Source organism: Mycobacterium hackensackense (genome assembly GCF_025822555.1).
Classification (GTDB): Bacteria; Actinomycetota; Actinomycetes; order Mycobacteriales; family Mycobacteriaceae; genus Mycobacterium; species Mycobacterium fluoranthenivorans.
On record NZ_JACKUC010000029.1, the window covers coordinates 161,088 to 178,317 of the forward strand.

Below are 17,230 nucleotides of genomic sequence, written 5' to 3' on the forward strand. Positions count from 1 at the left end.
ACGTCCCATGCTGACCGTCATGCCACGTTTCACCCGCATGGTCCCGTTCCGCGAGCACGAGACCTGGGTCCAGCTCACGACCCCCGCCAACCCGCGCCCCGCGGCGCTGCCGCTGATCGTGCTGCACGGCGGACCCGGGATGGCTCACGACTACGTGGCCAACATCGCCGCACTCGCCGACGAGACCGGCCGCACCGTGGTGCACTACGACCAGATCGGCTGTGGCCGCAGCACCCATCTGCCCGACGCCCCGACCGACTTCTGGACCCCGGAACTGTTCGTCGAGGAATTCCACGCCGTCCGGACCGCGCTGGGCATCGAGTCCTATCACGTGCTGGGACAGTCCTGGGGCGGCATGCTCGGCGCCGAGATCGCCGTCCTGCGACCCGCCGGGCTGGCGTCGTTGTCCATCTGCAACTCCCCGGCCTCGATGCAACTGTGGGTGGAGGGCGCAGCCGAACTACGGGCGCAGCTGCCCGCCGACACGCAAGCCGCGCTGCACCGCCACGAGGCCGACGGCACCGTCACCGATCCCGAATACCTGGCCGCCACGGACGAGTTCTACCGCCGCCACGTCTGCCGGGTGGTGCCGATGCCCAAGGACTTCGCCGACAGCGAGGCACAGATGTTGGCCGAGCCCACCGTTTACCACACCATGAACGGCCCCAACGAGTTTCACGTCATCGGCACGATGCGCAACTGGACGGTGATCGAGCGCCTCCCCTCGATCACCGCACCCGTGCTCGTCGTCGCCGGCGAGTTCGACGAAGCCACCCCGGCGACGTGGCAGCCCTACGTCGACCACATCCCCGACGCCCGCAGTCACGTCTTCCCCGACACCAGCCACTGCACGCATCTGGAGAAACCCGAGGAATTCCGCGCGGTGATCGCGGATTTCTTGGCCCTGCACGATCTGGCCGCCGACGCCCGGGTCTGATCCCCACCACCAATCTGACAGGACACACCCATGGCCACCACCTCCGCCCACCTCACCACCGGTGAGGGGCAACGCAGCCTCGAATCATTCGGGTACAAACAGGAACTCAACCGGTCGATGTCGACCGTCGACCTCATCGTCTACGGGCTCGTGTTCATGGTGCCCATCGCGCCGTGGACCATCTTCGGCACCGTGTACAACAGCGCCGCCGGCATGGTGCCGCTGGTCTATCTCATCGGCCTGGTCGCCATGGTGTTCACCGCACTGGCATACGCACAGATGGCCAAGTCCTTTCCGCTGGCCGGCTCGGTGTTCGCCTACGTGGGCCGCGGCATCCACCCCGGGCTCGGGTTCTTCGCCGGCTGGGCCATCCTGCTGGACTATCTGCTGATCCCCACCTTGCTGTACGTGTTCGCCGCAGAATCCATGATCGGCCTCTTCCCGGGTACCCCGCGCTGGATATGGGCTGTCGTCTTCGTGGTCGTCAACACCGTCATCAATCTGCTGGGCGTCGGGTCGCTGAAGATCGTGAACCGGCTGTTCCTGGCCATCGAGCTGGTGTTCCTGGTGGTGTTCGTGGTCATCGCGGTGCGCGCCATCAACGGCCAGACCCTGCCCCATGTCATGTGGAGCACCACACCGATCTGGAACTCGGGCGCCATCAGCGCCCCGTTGATCGCGGGCGCCCTGTCCATCGCCGTTCTGAGCTTCCTCGGCTTCGACGGGATCTCCACGCTGGCCGAGGAATCCACGGGCAAGCGCAATCCCGCGGGCCGCGCGATGATCATCGCGTTGTTCGTCGTCGCCGGCCTGTTCATCGCCCAGACCTGGCTTGCCAGCCTGCTCGCCGGCGGCCGCGAATCCTTCAGCGACGACGAGGTCGGCAACGCCTTCTTCCTGTTGGTGCAGGCCGCGTCGAACACCGGATGGATGAACGCGTTCTTCGTGGTCAACGTGCTGGCCGTGGGATTCGCGAACGCCATGGCGGCTCAAGCCGCGACCAGCCGGCTGCTGTTCTCGATGAGCCGGGACCGTCAGCTGCCGGCATTCCTGTCCATCATCAGCTCACGCCGGGTGCCGTTCGCCGCCATCCTGGTGGTCAGCGCGCTGAGCCTGGTGCTGGTGCTGTTCTTCGTGGGCCAGATCGGGTTGATCTCCTCACTGGTGAACTTCGGCGCCCTGTTCGGGTTCTGCCTGCTGCACATCTCGGTGGCGTGGTACTACCTGGTGCGCCAGAAGTCGAAGAACTACCTGCTGCACCTGGTGGTGCCCGCGGTGGGCTTCATGATCATCGCCTACGTCCTGGTCAATGCCGATCCGCTGGCGAAGATCGGCGGCCTGGTGTGGCTGGCGATCGGCGCCATCGTGTTCGGCGTCAACGTCGTACGCGACCGGCGCGCATCGGTCCCCGCCCACGACGCCTAACCGCCGCCAGTCAACCGCGCAAAGCGATACCGCCGGCGATCGCCGGCGGTATCGCTTTGCGCTCTCGAGCGCCCGGACCTGACGCCGCACCGCCGCCCGGAAAGGGCATAGCCGCACCGCTGCATTCGACCCCATCTCCTCTTCAGCTGTGAAATTCCTCAGCAAATGGTCCGGCAAACCCGGGTCAATCGGACTGGATCGGTTGCGCAGAATGACTGGCGGATATTTACTACGTTTGCAACCGTGAGTTTGCGTTGCCGCATACACAATTCAGATCATCCACAGCTATCGCCGAAACTGTTCTGTCCCAGATGAATTGATACCAGTTCCGCACATCGGATCGATCGGCGTAATTGGCGGATGCTATGCATCGACAGTTTGCCGAAATCCGAATAATTATTGCCCCCTATGAGAAATATATGCGCGCACTGTGCCAATATGGCACACACAATTCGCTGGGAAACACTGACAATTCCTGTCAACCTGCTTAAGGTCTGCAGCATTCGCTGGAGCACTTTTAGTAGAGAGTGACTGGAGTCATGGCAATGAAGAAAATCCTTGGCCGCTGTGGCACCGATTCGGTCAAATTCGGCGCCCCACTGTTGGCCGCGATCGTGGTGACCGCGGGCGCGCATCTGTCCACGCCGCCGGAACCCCCTGCCATCCGGCAAGCCTCGTCGCCCTACGTGCTGACCGCCACGGTCGACACCAGTTCGACCGCTGCGGGCATCGCCGAATCCGACTTCTACTACATGTCCGCTGACGACCTCGCCTCCGCCATGGACAGCCTGGACTCGCTGGGTGTCACTCAGATTCGCATCCTGGTGCCCTGGCGCAACATCGAAGCCACCGAGGGCGAGTACGACTGGTCGAGTCTCGACACCGTCATCGCCGCTGCCGCCGAACGCGGGATCGCCGTCACCGCCTGTGTCACCAGTACCCCGACCTGGGCCTCGGACTACGGCTACACCGTCGCCAACGGGGAACCGTCCGATTACACGGACTACGCGTCGTTCGTCAGTGCACTGGCCACCCGGTACGGCGCCAGTGCCAACGACGGAAACCAGCTGATCTCGGCGTACGAGATCTGGAACGAGCCCAACGGATATCTGGGATGGTCGCCGACGCCGTCGGCGCAGGACTACACCGAACTTCTCAAAGCGGCCTACACCGCCATCAAAGCGGCCGACCCCGAGGCCACCGTTGTCGGCGGGGTGGTGGGCTCCGGAGTGTCGCTGGGTACGGACACGATCAATGCCGTCGACTTCATCGAGCAGATGTACGCCGCCGGTGCGGCCGATTACTTCGACGCGCTGTCGATCCACCCCTACGGCTTGGCGAGTGAATTCAGCGCCGGCACCGGCACGGTCGATTCGGCCATCGAGCAGGTAGAGGCGATCCGCGCCCTGATGGACGCCAATGGCGATACGGACAAGCTGATCTGGGCCACCGAGTACGGCATGCCCACCTCCGGCTCGTACACCGAGGCAATGCAATCGGAGTTTCTCCAGGATTTCCTCGAGGCGTGGTCGACGCTGTCCGGCGTGGGACCGATGTTCATCTACTCACTGGTGGACCAGAACACCGGCGACGGCAACATCGAGGACAACTGGGGCCTATACACCGACGACTGGACCGCCAAGGATGCGGCGGCCGTGCTGGCCGCCTGGCTGGCAGCCAACCCGACCCTGGCCGAAGCCGCGTACACGCCCGTCTTCCCCACCGAGACCGACGACGGCAACGCGTACACCCGATTCGTGAAGAACCTGCAGCAGTTCATCGTCTCGATCAAAGCCACGATCGGCACCACGTTCGGCGCCGCGTGGGCGCAGCTGACGAGCATCAAGGTGATCGCCACCGCGGTGACCAACAGTCTTTCGACGGCGGTGGGCAACGTACAGACCAGCATCACCACGGCACTGAACAGCGTGGTCAGTGCGGTCACGACGGCACTGTCGGCCGCCAAGGCATCGACCACATCGACGACCACCGGCACCACCGCCACCACCGCTCTGGCGGCGACGGCGAAATCGGCCACGGTGGCCTCGGCAGTCACCGCCGAGGCGGATACCACCGCTGCAGAGACGACGACGGTAGCCGAAACCTCCACGACATCAGCAACATCCGCGGTATCCGCCAGCTCTGCGGCATCCGAGACATCGGCTGTGTCGGCGGTGGCTCAGGCGGAGTCGACCGACACCGTCGCGGCTTCCGCCACGGAGGAGAAGGCGGCCACGACGACGGAAACCACCACCACGGATACCGCGAAGGAGTCCGGCACCTCGGGGTCGACGGACACCTCGTCGACCGCCAAAGCGGGCGATACCGATCCGGCGTCGACGTCCACGAAGGCACCGAAGCCGCCGAAGAAGACCAAGCGGACCAAGCCCGCCGAGGCGACCTCCGATGAGTCGACATCCTCGACAGCGTCCGCCACAGCGCCGCGGCGCACCGGACCGTCAACCGAGCAGCGCGCCGCAACCCACCGTCAGCCCGAGGCGTCCGAGGCCCACAGTTCCGAGTCGACGAGCACCTCGCACGAGAGTGCCGACTAGCTCCCGACCACGCGGCGCAGCGGCACGGCCAGATCCCCGCAGTCCCCGACGGTCACCCCGCCCAGGCCCAGCCAGCCGGCCATCGCCTGCAGCTCGGCGGAAAGGGCGGCGGCCACCCGGGACCGGTCCTGACCGTCCTCGGCGAACGCCCCGACCACATGCAGCGCGTTGTCGGTGCGTTTGAGGTCCACCCGGCCCACCAGCTCACCGTCGAGAAGGAAAGGCCATACGTAGTAGCCGAATTGGCGTTTCGGTGCGGGTACATAGATCTCGATGCGGTAGTGGAAGCCGAACAGGCGCTCCACCCGGGGCCGGAAGAAGATCAGCGGATCGAACGGGCACAGCAGCGCCGTGCCCCGGTCGAGGCGTGGCACCTTCTGCCCGGCTCGCAGGTAGGCGGGCGTTCCGTCGATCTCGACCGGCTCGAGTTCGCCTTCGGCGACCAGCGCCGCCACGGTGGGCTTGCTCTGCTTGGGATTCAGCCGGAAGTAGTCCCGTAGATCCGTCTCGGTCGCCACCCCGAGGGCACCGGCGGCACGCAAGATCAACTCGCGCAAGGCTTCCTGATCGTCGACCTCACGGGCCACCACGTCCGGCGGCAGCACCTTCTCGGCCAGGTCGTAGTGCCGCGCAAAACCCACCCGGGTCGCCGTCGTCAGCCTGCCGGAGGCGAACAGCGCCTCGGCCACCCACTTGGTATCGCTGCGATCCCACATCTCCTTCTTGGCGGGACCCTTGCGGCCGCGCGGCTCGGACTCCAGGTGCGCCTCGATCTGACCGGCGGTGGACGGCCCGAGCACGTCCACGGCGGCGAGGACGTCCTCGACCAGCTGCTGGTTCTTGCGGACGATCTCGGTACCCCACCGGCCGTGCGTGTATTCCCGCATGCGCCAGCGCAGCAGCGGCCAGTCCTCGACCGCCATCAGCGCCGCCTCGTGCGCCCAGTACTCGACCAGCAACCGCGGACTTTTCGCACTGTGGCTCCAGGCGGCCCGGTCCAGCACATCGCGGTCGTAGCCGCCGAGCCGGCTGAACACCGGCGCATAGTGGGCACGCACCGCGACCGATATCGAATCCAGCTGCAGCACCTGGATTCTGGAGATCAATCGCTTCAGATGCGCACGGGTGACGGCACCCGCGGGACGAGGCTCATGGAAGCCCTGCGCGGCGATGGCGATACGACGGGCCTGCGCAACGGTCAGAGAGGGCACCGGGTCATCGTGCCCTATGTCACCGACAAGCGGCGGTAACCGTTGAATCGGTAGCGCAGCCCGGAGCCGCTCGTCAACCACGGGCCATGGCTCACCGACCAGGAGTCGTCGAGCACCGGGGCGAACGCATCGCCGTCGACGTCGACATCGATCTCGGTGACCTCCACGCGGTCGGCCGACGGCAACGCCAGCGCATACAGCTGGGCCCCGCCGATCACCCAACCGTCGAGGTCATCGGGCAGCTCGGTGACCACCTCGGCCCCGTCGGCCACATAGCTCGCGTCGCGGGTCACCACCACGTTGCGGCGCCCGGGCAGTGGGCGCACCTTTGCGGGCAGCGACTCCCACGTCAGCCTGCCCATGATCACGGTCTGGCCGATGGTCAACTCTTTGAATCGGGCCTGGTCTTCGGGCAGCCGCCAGGGGATTCCGTTATCCCGGCCGATCACCCCCGAGGTGGACTGCGCCCAGATCAGCGCTGTCGTCATACCGCCACGGGGGCCTTGATCCCCGGGTGCGGGTCGTAGTTCTTGATCTCGATATCGTCATAGGTGTAATCGAAGATCGAATCACGATGGGCCAGAACGAGTTCCGGGTAGGGTCGCGGATCCCGGGACAGCTGCAGGGTGACCTGATCGACGTGGTTGTCGTAGATGTGGCAGTCCCCGCCCGTCCACACGAACTCCCCCACTCCCAAGCCGGCCTGGGCCGCCATCATGTGGGTGAGCAGCGCGTAGCTGGCGATGTTGAACGGCACGCCGAGGAACAGGTCGGCGCTGCGCTGGTAGAGCTGGCAGCTCAGCCGCCCGTCCGCGACATAGAACTGGAAGAACGCATGGCACGGCGGCAGGGCCATCTGCGGGATCTCGCCGACGTTCCAGGCCGAGACGATGTTGCGGCGACTGTCGGGATCGCGCTTGAGCAGTTCCAGGGCTTGGCTGATCTGGTCGATGTGCTCGCCGGACGGCGTCGGCCAGGACCGCCACTGCACGCCGTAGACCGGGCCCAGATCACCGGTTTCGGAAGCCCATTCGTCCCAGATGGTGACGCCGTGCTCCTGCAGCCAGCGCACATTCGAGTCACCCCGCAGGAACCACAACAATTCGTAGACGATCGACTTGGTGTGCACCTTCTTGGTGGTGATCAGCGGGAAGCCCGCGTTGAGGTCATAACGCATCTGGTGGCCGAACAGGCTGCGCGTTCCGGTACCGGTGCGGTCGGACTTCGGCGTGCCCCGCTCAAGCACCAGACGCAGCAGATCCTCGTACGGGGTGGCAATCGGCACGCGCACAGTTTACGTCCGAACACCTGAGGTAGAACGGACACCATGCCGATCACCCCAGACACCATCACCACTGCCGACGGCACCTGCACCGTCACCGTGGCCACCCCCGACGGGACCGGCCCCTGGCCAGCTGTCGTGATGTTCCCCGACGCCGGCGGCCTGCGTCCCACGTTCGACCAGATGGCGGCCCAGCTGGCCGCCTTCGGTTTTGTGGTGCTGGTGCCCGATATCTACTACCGCACCCCGGGCTGGGGACCTTTCGACCTCAACACCGTGTTCACCGACCAGGAGCAGCGCAAGCAGCTCTTCGAATTGATGGGCACGCTCACCCCGGAGGTCTTCGCGGCAGATGCCGAGGCGTTCTTCGATTATCTGGCGGCCCGGCCCGACGTCGCCGGCGACACGTTCGGGACCACCGGCTACTGCATGGGCGGGCGGGCCTCCCTGATCGTGGCCACCCGGGTACCCGAGCGCGTCGCGGCGGCGCTGTCGTTTCACGGCGGCCGGCTCGCGGTCGAGGACGATCCGGACAGCCCGCATCTGCTGGCCGACAAGATCACCGCGGTCGTCTATGTCGGCGCCGCCGAGAACGACGCCTCCTTCACCACCGATGACGCCAAGCGGCTCGAAGATGCCCTGTCCGGCGCCGCCGTCGAACACACCATCGAGTTCTATTCCGCCGCGCACGGTTTCGCGGTGCCCGATCACGCGGCGGTGTACGACGAGGCGGCCGCCCAGCGGCACTGGGCGAACACCGAGCGAGTATTCGGGGCCGCTTTCGCCCGGGCGTAGCCGGTAAGCGACGATTGACGGCGTGTACGACCAGCCCAGCACCTTCGAACCCGACCCCGCCGAGCCCGGATTCCGGATCGACCCGGTACTCGCGCGCAGCTGGCTGCTGGTCAACGGCGCCCAGTACGACCGTTTCGCGGCGGCCGCCCAGTCCCGCGCGGACATCGTCATCCTCGACATCGAAGACGCGGTGGCCCCGAAGGACAAGGAACACGCCCGCGGCAACGTGGTGCGCTGGCTGGGCGACGGCAACACCGACTGGGTCCGGATCAATGGATTCGGCACACCGTGGTGGGCCGACGATCTGGAGATGCTGAGCGGCACCTCGGTCGGCGGCGTCATGCTGGCCATGGTCGAGTCCGTCGACCATGTCACCGAGACCGCGCGGCGCCTGCCCGACGTGCCGATCGTGGCACTGGTGGAGACGGCCCGCGGGCTGGAACGCATCACCGAGATCGCGGCGGCCAAGGGTACGTTCCGGCTGGCTTTCGGCATCGGCGACTTCCGCCGCGACACCGGTTTCGGGGACAACCCCGCCACGCTGGCCTACGCCAGGTCGCGGTTCACCATCGCCGCCAAGGCCGCGCAGCTGCCCAGTGCCATCGACGGGCCCACGGTCGGGTCGAGCGCCCGCAAGCTCAGCGAGGCGACCGCCGTGTCGGCGGAGTTCGGGATGACGGGCAAGATCTGCCTGACCCCCGAGCAGTGCCCCACGGTGAACGAGGGGCTGTCCCCCTCACAAGAGGAAATCAGCTGGGCCCGAGAGTTTTTCACCGAGTTCCAGCGGGACGGCGGCGAAATCCGCAACGGCTCGGATCTGCCGCGTATCGCGCGCGCCAACAAGATCCTGGATCTGGCCAAGGCCTATGGCATCCACGAGTCCGACTTCGGCGACGATCCCGATCACATCCCCGCGCCGTCGGACACCTTCCACTACTGAGTGTCGTCGCGGTGCAGGAAGGTCCGCACCGCCCGCAGCACACCACGGCCAGCATAGATTCCGGCGGCCACCGACACGATGATCATCGCGATGAACATCACCAGCCAGTTGGCGCGACTGTGGCTGACGTTCCACCACACGATGGTGAACAGCACGGCACAGAGGAACACCACGATGTCGCGCCAGTTACCCCGGTAGGACAACGCCGCCTCGCGGATCTCACGGCTGCGCTCACCCGCGCTGATCAGTTCGTCGATGCGCATGTCGATGCTGGCCTGCAGCCGCGCTTTGCGCTCGACCTGATCCGGCGGAATACGCTCGAGCAGGTCGAGATCCTTGGCGATGAGCCCACGCATGTCCGGCGGTTTGAGGTTCCCCGCGATCACGCCCAACATGGCCCCACCGGCGATCGGGGCGGCGCCAAGTGCGAGTTCTGCGATCCCAGGCATAGCGGGGAGCGTACCGCCCGCGTCAGTTTTGACGCAGGGACTCGATGCGGTCGGCCAGCATGACGGTCCACTCCGCGACATAGTCCTCGTCCGCGATACCGGGCTGCGGTGTGTGGAACACGATGGTGCTGACTCGTTTTCCGAGCAGGGCGTTCACACCGAAGGTCGCGATCCGGCGGGCATCGACCGGCGCCAGGTTGGGCGCGCAGGCGGTGAGCCAGTCCGCGAGTTCGGTGCACAGTCCGTCGACGAGCGCGGCATAGGCATCGTGCACGCGGGCGGAGTCTGCGGCGGGGGTCCGCGCCGCGACCTGGAGGAATTCACTCTCCTGGTCCAGGACGCTCAGCAGGTAGCGGCACAGCAGGGTGAGCTCTGTGCGCAGATCACCCAGACCTGCGAACAGTGCACTGATGTCGCGCATCGCCCGGCGCCTGTCGAGCTGGCGGTCGATGCCGGCCGTGAGCAGGGCTTCCTTGGATTTGAAGTGGTTGTAGAGCGCGCCGCACCCCGGGACAAGGCCGGCCGCCTTCTCGATCTGGTTGATGCTGGTCGCCCGGTAGCCCTGCTCGCCGAACAGCCGCATGCCCTCATTGACCAGTCGTTCCTTGGTCGATACGTCCACCCTTGACCGTCCATAAGTGAGTACATATATTTGGTATGACTGCACTATAGCAAGCGGCCCGCCCGAGGAGGACCCTGATGTCCGGTGACGATCGCGCCGTCCCGCGCGGCCGGGTCCGTCGCACGATGCCGGTGGCCGGTTTCACCGCCCGGGCCGCCGGGGGCCGGGTGGTGGCCACCCTGCGGGAGAAGGCGGGCAACACCGGCGCAGTGGAGCGGTTCCATGAGCGCACCGCCGAGCGGTACGTGGAACTGCTCGGCCGCTCCAAAGGTGTCCTGATGAAGGCCGGCCAGTTGGTGTCGATGGTGGATGCCGGCGCGATCGGCGCGGGTGAGCTCACTCCGTATCAGAAGGCCCTGACCAGCCTGCAGGCCGACGCCCCGCCCATGGACAGCACGCTGGCGCTGCGCACACTGGAGAACGAGCTGGGCAGGCCGGTCGATACCGTGTTCGCCGAGTTCGACACCGAGCCGGTCGCGGCGGCCTCCATCGGTCAGGTACACCGTGCCGTCCTGCAGGACGGCCGTCGGGTGGCCGTCAAGATCCAGTACCCGGGCGTGGCGCAGGCCATCCGCGATGACCTGTCCAATACCGAGTTGCTCTCCACCGTCTTCCGGTTCGCCGCCGGCGCGGCGGGAACGCTGGGAGCGGCGATGCCCGATATCGGGGAGGCCGCCGCCGAGATCTCGGCGCGCATCTCCGAAGAACTCGACTACCGGCAGGAAGCCGCCCACATCGATGCCTTCGGTGAGCTGTATCGCGGCCATCCGTTCATCCGGGTGCCCGAGGTGATTCCCGAGGCCTCGGCCGACCGTGTGCTGACCATGACGTATCTCGATGGACTGGATTGGGCTGCAGCCCAACAGGCCGACCAGGATCTCAAGAACACCTGGGCCGAGGTGATCAGCCGGTTCCTCACCGGTTCGTACCGACACGGCAATCTGTTCCACGCCGACCCCCACCCCGGCAACTATCGGTTCGGCCCCGACGGCACCGTCGGATTCCTCGACTTCGGCTGCGTGAAGGTGCTCACCGAGCACACCCGCCAGATGATCGTCGCGATGCTGCAGGCCGCGATGAACTGCAGGAAGGACGAGCTGCGCGCTTGCATGATCGAGAGTGGTTTCTTCGCAGAAGATTCCACGCTCACCGCCGACGACGCCTTCCAGTGGTACGCGGGCATCATCCACGAGTTGCTCGGCTCCCAACCGGCCGCGTACACCGAAGCGGCCTCCGCACGCGCCATCGAGTACCTCATCGACGTGCGGTCCGCCGATCACCCGATGCGGCGGATGTCGGTGCCGCCCGACTTCGTGTTCTTCTCCCGGCTCAACCTGTCGATGAACGCCATCTTCACCGTCTTGCACGCCACCTTCCACACCCGCGCCGCGGTCGACGATATGGACGGGATAGCCGAGCCCGTAAGCGATCTCGGCCGAAGGCATATCGCCTGGGTCAGAGAGCGCGGCCTTCCGTTCGGACTGGATCACCATGACCAGCGCTGATATCACCGGTGCCCGCCTGCCGTGGGATGCCGCCGATCCGTACGAGTTCTACCAGGCGCGCCGCGCCGAGGGCAGTGTGGTGTGGGACGAGGCCGCCCAAGCCTGGCTGATCCTGAGTTATGACGCGGCCCGTCAGGTGCTCGGCGGCACCGGCTGGACCAGCGATCCGTTCTCCAACGCGCTGGCCCAGGCGTCCTCGGATGCCGTCAGCCGTGAGTTCTCGCGCAGATCCATGCTTTTCGCCGACGGCGCCGACCATCGCCGACTACGCGGGTCGGTCCGGGACGTCTTCACCCGCAGCTTCATCGAGAACCTCGGCTCGGGTGTGGAGTCCCTCGCCGACGATCTGATCGGCCATCCGCCCACTGGACACGACTTCGACTTCATGGCCGATATCGCCCTTCCGCTGCCCATCGCCGTGGTCAGCGCGTGGCTGGACCTCGATGCCGAGGCCGCCCATCTGCTACGCGAGGTCTCCCCCGTCATCATCCGCATGCTCGGGACCCTTGCCGACCCGGCCGAGATGGCCGCGGGTGCCACCGCCTCGGCGAGGCTGATGGCCCAATTCCTGCCCACCGCGGCCGACCGCCGGATGCACCCGGGTGACGATCTGTTGAGTTTCCTCGCCGGCGATCCCGACCTCCCGCTCGACGAAGTCGTCATGACAGCCATCCTCATCGCCGTGGCCGGACACGAGACCACCGCCAATCTTCTGGGCGCGGCAATGGTCACGTTGCTCACTCCGGACGGTGACGGCACCCGCATCGCCGACCGCATCGACGCTGCAGACCCAGCGGTGGTCACCGAACTGCTCCGCCTGGACGCGCCGGTGCAATCCACCGTCCGCACCGCCACCGAGCCCCACGAACTCGACGGTGTGGAGATCGCGGCCGGCGAGAGCACCCTGGTCGTGATCGCTGCCGCCAACCGCGATCCCGCCGTGTTCGAGCAACCCGACCGCTTCCGGCTCGACAGAACGGCACCGGCGCCGCTGTCCTTCGGATACGGCGCGCACTACTGCCTGGGCGGCGCGCTGGCGGCCCTCGAGATCTCGATCGCCCTGCCGAAGATCCTTGCCCGCCAACCCGTTCTGCACGGGGCGGTGCGGTGGCGGGACACGCCGGCCATCCGGGGTCCGCTTGTCGTGCCGATGGCGTTCGGCGGCCCGTAGTGCGCGTCTTCGTGACCGGGGGCACCGGCGCCATCGGTGGTTACGCGGTACCGGCGCTCATCGCCGCGGGCCACACCGTCTCGGCCCTGGCTCGCACCCCCGCGACGGCCGCGGTCCTGCGTGGTCAGGGTGCGACACCGGTGCCGGTGTCGCTGTTCGACCGCCACGCGCTCACCACCGCCTTTGCCGGTCATGACGCCGTACTGAACCTTGCCTCCGCACTACCGTCGACGAGCCGGTTCCTGCTGAAGTCGGCCTGGACCGAATGCCACCGCATCCGGACCGAGGGCTCGGCCGCGGTGGTCGACGCGGCGACCGCGGCCGGAGTCGGGCGGCTGGTTCAGGAGTCGGTGGTGATGATCTACCGCGCCGGCGCCGACCGGTGGATCGACGAAAGTTGGCCGACGGAGCACTATTTCATCGCCACGGGCAATCACGCCGCGGAGACCAACGCCCGGCGCTTCCCCGGTGCGGCCGTGATCCTGCGCTTCGGCATCTTCTACGGCCGCGGCGCCGCGCACAGCGAACAGCTCATGGCCTTGGCGCGCCGCCACATCGGGTTCGCGGCCGGGCGACCGGACAGCTATCTGTCGTCCATCCACCTCGCCGATGGCGCCGGCGCCGTGGTGGCGGCGCTTGATTGTCCGGTCGGCACCTACAACGTCGTCGATGACGAACCCGTCAGCGCGCGCGACAACGTGGCCGCGATGGCGGCAGCGGTGGGCTCCCGTGCCTGGTTGCGTGGCCCCGGCCGGGCAGCCCTCCTGCTCGGCGACCGGTCCACGTCGATGACCCGGTCACTGCGGGTGAGCAACGCGCGGCTGCGCTCGGCCACCGACTGGGCGCCGCGGTATCCCAGTGTGTGCGAGGGCTATCGGGCGATGGCGGCTCAGACCGCCGGGTGAGCTGTATGTCATCCGCCGGTGAGCGCAGGTACTGTCCAGGCGCCGGTGAAGAACTCGCTGCGCGGGCGGTACAGCCGAATCAGGTAGTTCCAGCCAATCGGTGTGACGATGCAATTGGGTGGAGCGTCGTCGCCGACCTCGGCCCGCAGGCGCACGGTGATCGAGCCGTCCTCGTTCGGCACTCCGGTAATACTGTTGACCGAGTATAGGTTTCGTGGATTCGGCTCGAAGAAACCTGCAGCGTTGTACACCGAGACCGACCAGAATGCCTCCACCGGAACATCTTTGAAGGTCAGCTCGTACTCGCCCGGCGGTAACGCCGGGTCGACACCGACATAGGAAGCCTCCGACGTCGGCAACCCGCCCCATCCTGCGGCGGTGCCGATGAGATGGTGGACCGGATCCACCTCGTCCGGACGTCCGAATGTCCGATCGAATGCGGTCAGACCACTGGCCAGGCTCAGCAGGGCTTCGCGTGTTTTGTCCAGACTTGCGCGGTCGTAATCCGGCGCGATGAAAGCTTCCGAAGAGCTCGTTTCCAGCTTCATACGATCCTGCAGGGCGCTTACCACAGCGACATCGTCAGGGTCGAGCGGATCGACCAGGGTGCGGACACCGACCATGACGTACCGCGATCCACTCAGCTCCTGTGTCAGAAGGTGGCGGCCCGGCTCGTGCAGGATGACGTTGATGTAGTGGTCCTCGTTCACCACCATCGCGGACATGTACCGCCCGCCGGAGTCGGGTAGGGAGAGCCAGGCCGGTTCCGCAAGGTCGAGGATGGCAAAGCTGTACAAGGTGTCCCGGTTCAGGCGGATGACGGTCTGCTCGTCGATCGACGCCGGTAGGCGGTTGTGCCGGAACACATTGACCCCGCCCGCGTCGCGCTGGATATCGGCGAACATCCTGTGCGTCTCGGCACGAACAAAGTTGTCGGCATTGACCAACACCGCCATATCAGGTTCTCCCGTCGATCAACTGAGCGGCGACCGTCGCGCCCAGATTCCAGCACGCTTCGAGGTCGGATTTGGCGGGCTTGCCCGAAACCACGACATACTCGGCCGCTTTCACCCAGCCCAGTCCCGCGGTGATCCCCGTGATCGCACGCTCGGCGCCTTCGGTGCCCTCATTGCCGTGCAGCCATAGTCCGAACGGTCTGCCCCGGGTGGAATCGAGGATCTGGTAGTACGACTCGTCGAAGGCATGTTTGAGCGCCCCGCTCAGATATCCCAGGTTGACCGGGCTGCCGAGCAGATAGCCGTCGGCTTCCAGCATGTCCACCGGCGACACCGTCAGCGCCGGACGGCGCACCACCTCCACGCCTTCGATCTCCGGATCCGTCGCACCCGAAAGCACCGCCTCGAACATCTCCTGACAGTGCGGCGACGGGGTGTGGTGCACGACCAGCAGCTTCACGCGCGTTCCACGGCCCGTTCCATATCGACCGCCGTGCGCATCGTCTCGCGGGCCCGGCTCCGGTCGCCGGCGTAGTCATAGGCCCGGGCCAGCCGGTACCACCGCACCCAGTTGTCCCGGTCGGTTTCCAGTTCCTCGCGCACCGTCTCGAAGAGACCGTCGGCCGCGTCGCGGTCGATCCGCCCCGACGGCATCCTCGGCAGGGCACTGACGTCCAACTCCATCCCGGCCTCGCGGGCCAGACGAGCCAGCCGCTGGTGTGCGAATCCGGCCCGCAGGGTGCTCACCATCGCCCACAGTCCGACGATGGGTAGCAAGAGCAACGCCACCCCCAGCCCGATGGCCGCGGCCTTGCCGGAGGCGATGAACGCCACGGCGATCCGGCCGAGGATGACGAAGTAGACGACCATCGCGACGCACATCAGGCCGATCAGGAGCTGGATGCGCAGGCTGCGCACACCTGACTGTCTGTCCGAGCCGGCCATTACAGGTCGAGGAGCGGTTCGATGCCGATGGTCAGGCCGGGGCGCTGGGCCACCTTGCGCACCCCGAGCAGCACCCCCGGGACGAACGACGTCCGATCCAGGCTGTCGTGGCGGATGGTCAGCGTCTCCCCCGTGGTGCCGAACAGCACCTCCTGGTGCGCGATCAATCCGGCCAGCCGGATCGAGTGCACCGGGATCCCGTCGACATCGGCCCCGCGTGCACCGTCGAGGCCCGTACTGGTGGCATCGGGGTTGGGCGGCAGACCTTTTCGTGCTTCCGCGATGAGCTTGGCGGTGCGCGTGGCCGTGCCCGACGGCGCGTCGGCCTTGTACGGGTGATGCAGTTCGATGACCTCGACGGACTCGAAGTGCCGCGCGGCCTGCTTGGCGAAGTGCATGCTCAGCACGGCACCGATGGCGAAGTTCGGGGCGATCAACACCGACGCCCCGGGCGTGGCATCGAGCCAGGCCCGGACCTGGGCGAGGCGTTCCTCGGTGAAGCCCGTGGTCCCGACGACGGCATGAATCCCGTTGTCGATCAGGAACTTCAGGTTGTCCATCACCACATCGGGATGGGTGAAGTCGATGACCACCTCGGTACCGCTGTCGGTCAGTGTCGACAGCGCGTCACCCGCATCGACCTCGGCCGACAACTCCAGATCGGCGGCATCCCGCACGGCGGCGACCATGGTCGCACCGACTTTGCCCTTGGCACCCAGCACCGCAACTCGCATGGGGGAAGCCTACTGCGGGGTCCGTACCGTGGAGCCATGCGCCTTGTCCCGTTCCTTGTCGCCGTGCTGGCCGTGGCCGGCAGCGCCGGTACCGCTACGGCTGATGAGACCCCCACGCCCGAAGGCCGCACCTTCGTGTCGGTGGCGGTCACGGGCGAGCAGATCCCCGGCAACGGGCCGTTGACGCTGGGTTTCGCCGACGGCCGGCTCTCGGCGTTCGCCGGCTGCAACCGCGGGTCCGGCCCGGCCGATCTCAGCGGTGGGCATCTGACGACACGGCTGGCCACCACGATGATGGCCTGCCCGGCGCCCCTGGGTGACGCCGACGCGTGGATGGCGCGGTTCCTCGAGTCCGGCCCGGCGTGGTCGTTGAATGCGGACACCCTGACGTTGAGCACCGCCACCGCGACCGTCACGCTGCGTGACAAGTCGGTCCTTGACCCCGACCGTCCGCTCGTCGGCACCGGTTGGCGGGTGGACACGCTGGTGACCGGGCAGGCCGCCATGACCTCGGTGGCGCTGGAGCAGGCCAGGCCCGGATTGACGTTGCGCGCCGATCGGACCGTCACCGGTTGGACGGGTTGCCACACCTTCTACGGTCGCGCCGAGATCGTCGGCGATACGGTCACGTTCGGCCCCCTCAACACCAGCGGGCCGGTATGCGACGGTGAACTCGGTGACCTCGAACGGTCGATCCTGCGCGTACTCCACGGCCCGGTCCAGGCCTCGATCGACGGCGATCACCTGACACTGACCGGCGCCGAAGGCACCGGATTGGTGCTGCGCGCCGAGTAGCAT

Annotated in this window: 18 protein-coding genes; 9 read left to right on the forward strand and 9 right to left on the reverse strand. The window is 66.7% G+C overall.

Annotation, left to right across the window (positions count from 1 at the left end; genetic code table 11):
* Positions 1-19 precede the first annotated feature (19 nt).
* The 3 genes from H7J86_RS03905 to H7J86_RS03915 all read left to right on the forward strand — a co-directional run bounded on the left by H7J86_RS03905 (position 20) and on the right by H7J86_RS03915 (position 4,917).
* On the forward strand, positions 20-937 hold the full coding sequence (locus tag H7J86_RS03905; protein ID WP_267289469.1) for a proline iminopeptidase-family hydrolase: 918 nt from the start codon (positions 20-22) through the stop codon (positions 935-937).
* A gap of 30 nt (positions 938-967) precedes the next feature.
* Entirely contained in the window at positions 968-2,362 is a 1,395-nt protein-coding gene (locus H7J86_RS03910; RefSeq protein ID WP_267289471.1) for an APC family permease, read from the forward strand.
* 545 nt (positions 2,363-2,907) lie between these two features.
* The gene (locus H7J86_RS03915) at positions 2,908-4,917 is read left to right on the forward strand and encodes a beta-galactosidase (protein WP_267289473.1); all 2,010 of its coding nucleotides are present in this window, start codon (positions 2,908-2,910) and stop codon (positions 4,915-4,917) included.
* Here the strand turns inward: H7J86_RS03915 and H7J86_RS03920 are convergent.
* From H7J86_RS03920 to H7J86_RS03930, 3 genes are read right to left on the reverse strand one after another with little or no spacing between them, the layout of a single operon-like run.
* On the reverse strand, positions 4,914-6,128 hold the full coding sequence (locus tag H7J86_RS03920) for a winged helix-turn-helix domain-containing protein (protein WP_267289475.1): 1,215 nt from the start codon (positions 6,126-6,128) through the stop codon (positions 4,914-4,916). The genes H7J86_RS03915 and H7J86_RS03920 overlap by 4 nt on opposite strands.
* Positions 6,129-6,142: 14 nt before the next feature.
* Positions 6,143-6,616: a dihydrofolate reductase gene (locus H7J86_RS03925; RefSeq protein ID WP_267289477.1), complete on the reverse strand. Its 474-nt coding sequence runs from the start codon at positions 6,614-6,616 to the stop codon at positions 6,143-6,145.
* Entirely contained in the window at positions 6,613-7,413 is an 801-nt protein-coding gene (locus tag H7J86_RS03930; protein ID WP_187099034.1) for a thymidylate synthase, read from the reverse strand. Before H7J86_RS03930 ends, H7J86_RS03925 begins: the two co-directional genes overlap by 4 nt.
* A 42-nt stretch (positions 7,414-7,455) precedes the next feature.
* Between H7J86_RS03930 and H7J86_RS03935 the strand changes: the two genes are divergently transcribed.
* On the forward strand, positions 7,456-8,205 hold the full coding sequence (locus tag H7J86_RS03935) for a dienelactone hydrolase family protein (protein WP_267289479.1): 750 nt from the start codon (positions 7,456-7,458) through the stop codon (positions 8,203-8,205).
* Between the two features lie 22 nt (positions 8,206-8,227).
* Positions 8,228-9,145, forward strand: a complete 918-nt coding sequence (locus H7J86_RS03940) for an HpcH/HpaI aldolase/citrate lyase family protein (RefSeq protein ID WP_090356617.1) — start codon at positions 8,228-8,230, stop codon at positions 9,143-9,145.
* Here the strand turns inward: H7J86_RS03940 and H7J86_RS03945 are convergent.
* A complete protein-coding gene (locus tag H7J86_RS03945; RefSeq protein WP_090356619.1) occupies positions 9,139-9,594 on the reverse strand; it encodes a hypothetical protein in 456 nt (151 codons plus the stop codon). The genes H7J86_RS03940 and H7J86_RS03945 overlap by 7 nt on opposite strands.
* Before the next feature lie 22 nt (positions 9,595-9,616).
* Positions 9,617-10,177 carry a TetR/AcrR family transcriptional regulator gene (locus H7J86_RS03950; RefSeq protein ID WP_267290571.1) on the reverse strand — a complete coding sequence of 187 codons (561 nt, stop codon included), beginning with the start codon at positions 10,175-10,177 and terminating at the stop codon, positions 9,617-9,619.
* Positions 10,178-10,293: 116 nt separating this feature from the next.
* On the opposite strand from H7J86_RS03950, the gene H7J86_RS03955 reads away from it, so the two are divergent.
* The 3 genes from H7J86_RS03955 to H7J86_RS03965 are packed head-to-tail and all read left to right on the forward strand — an operon-like array spanning position 10,294 to position 13,797.
* A complete protein-coding gene (locus H7J86_RS03955; RefSeq protein ID WP_267289481.1) occupies positions 10,294-11,721 on the forward strand; it encodes an ABC1 kinase family protein in 1,428 nt (475 codons plus the stop codon).
* The gene (locus tag H7J86_RS03960; protein ID WP_267289484.1) at positions 11,708-12,892 is read left to right on the forward strand and encodes a cytochrome P450; all 1,185 of its coding nucleotides are present in this window, start codon (positions 11,708-11,710) and stop codon (positions 12,890-12,892) included. Before H7J86_RS03955 ends, H7J86_RS03960 begins: the two co-directional genes overlap by 14 nt.
* The gene (locus H7J86_RS03965) at positions 12,892-13,797 is read left to right on the forward strand and encodes an NAD-dependent epimerase/dehydratase family protein (protein WP_267289486.1); all 906 of its coding nucleotides are present in this window, start codon (positions 12,892-12,894) and stop codon (positions 13,795-13,797) included. Before H7J86_RS03960 ends, H7J86_RS03965 begins: the two co-directional genes overlap by 1 nt.
* An 8-nt stretch (positions 13,798-13,805) precedes the next feature.
* Here the strand turns inward: H7J86_RS03965 and H7J86_RS03970 are convergent, their stop codons facing one another.
* Genes H7J86_RS03970 through dapB form a run of 4 tightly spaced genes read right to left on the reverse strand, consistent with a single transcriptional unit; the run spans position 13,806 to position 16,432 of the window.
* Positions 13,806-14,753 carry a DUF1214 domain-containing protein gene (locus H7J86_RS03970; protein WP_267289487.1) on the reverse strand — a complete coding sequence of 316 codons (948 nt, stop codon included), beginning with the start codon at positions 14,751-14,753 and terminating at the stop codon, positions 13,806-13,808.
* Between the two features lies 1 nt (position 14,754).
* Positions 14,755-15,165 (reverse strand): flavodoxin family protein, encoded by a 411-nt coding sequence (locus tag H7J86_RS03975; protein ID WP_267290573.1) that lies wholly within the window; start codon positions 15,163-15,165, stop codon positions 14,755-14,757.
* A 44-nt stretch (positions 15,166-15,209) separates the two neighbouring features.
* A complete protein-coding gene (locus tag H7J86_RS03980) occupies positions 15,210-15,698 on the reverse strand; it encodes a hypothetical protein (RefSeq protein WP_090356630.1) in 489 nt (162 codons plus the stop codon).
* Positions 15,698-16,432 carry a 4-hydroxy-tetrahydrodipicolinate reductase gene (gene dapB / locus H7J86_RS03985; RefSeq protein ID WP_090356632.1) on the reverse strand — a complete coding sequence of 245 codons (735 nt, stop codon included), beginning with the start codon at positions 16,430-16,432 and terminating at the stop codon, positions 15,698-15,700. The genes H7J86_RS03980 and dapB overlap by 1 nt, the downstream gene beginning before the upstream one ends.
* Before the next feature lie 36 nt (positions 16,433-16,468).
* Between dapB and H7J86_RS03990 the strand changes: the two genes are divergently transcribed.
* A complete protein-coding gene (locus tag H7J86_RS03990; protein ID WP_267289489.1) occupies positions 16,469-17,227 on the forward strand; it encodes an META domain-containing protein in 759 nt (252 codons plus the stop codon).
* Positions 17,228-17,230: the final 3 nt, after the last annotated feature.

Coding starts and splice junctions, on each gene's coding strand:
- H7J86_RS03905 (WP_267289469.1), top strand. CDS start 20: ATGCCACGTTTCACCCGCATGGTCCCGTTCCGCGAGCACGAGACCTGG.
- H7J86_RS03910 (WP_267289471.1), top strand. CDS start 968: ATGGCCACCACCTCCGCCCACCTCACCACCGGTGAGGGGCAACGCAGC.
- H7J86_RS03915 (WP_267289473.1), top strand. CDS start 2,908: ATGAAGAAAATCCTTGGCCGCTGTGGCACCGATTCGGTCAAATTCGGC.
- H7J86_RS03925 (WP_267289477.1), bottom strand. CDS start 6,616: ATGACGACAGCGCTGATCTGGGCGCAGTCCACCTCGGGGGTGATCGGC.
- H7J86_RS03935 (WP_267289479.1), top strand. CDS start 7,456: ATGCCGATCACCCCAGACACCATCACCACTGCCGACGGCACCTGCACC.
- H7J86_RS03945 (WP_090356619.1), bottom strand. CDS start 9,594: ATGCCTGGGATCGCAGAACTCGCACTTGGCGCCGCCCCGATCGCCGGT.
- H7J86_RS03950 (WP_267290571.1), bottom strand. CDS start 10,177: ATGCGGCTGTTCGGCGAGCAGGGCTACCGGGCGACCAGCATCAACCAG.
- H7J86_RS03955 (WP_267289481.1), top strand. CDS start 10,294: ATGTCCGGTGACGATCGCGCCGTCCCGCGCGGCCGGGTCCGTCGCACG.
- H7J86_RS03960 (WP_267289484.1), top strand. CDS start 11,708: ATGACCAGCGCTGATATCACCGGTGCCCGCCTGCCGTGGGATGCCGCC.
- H7J86_RS03970 (WP_267289487.1), bottom strand. CDS start 14,753: ATGGCGGTGTTGGTCAATGCCGACAACTTTGTTCGTGCCGAGACGCAC.
- H7J86_RS03975 (WP_267290573.1), bottom strand. CDS start 15,165: ATGTTCGAGGCGGTGCTTTCGGGTGCGACGGATCCGGAGATCGAAGGC.
- H7J86_RS03980 (WP_090356630.1), bottom strand. CDS start 15,698: ATGGCCGGCTCGGACAGACAGTCAGGTGTGCGCAGCCTGCGCATCCAG.
- dapB (WP_090356632.1), bottom strand. CDS start 16,432: ATGCGAGTTGCGGTGCTGGGTGCCAAGGGCAAAGTCGGTGCGACCATG.
- H7J86_RS03990 (WP_267289489.1), top strand. CDS start 16,469: ATGCGCCTTGTCCCGTTCCTTGTCGCCGTGCTGGCCGTGGCCGGCAGC.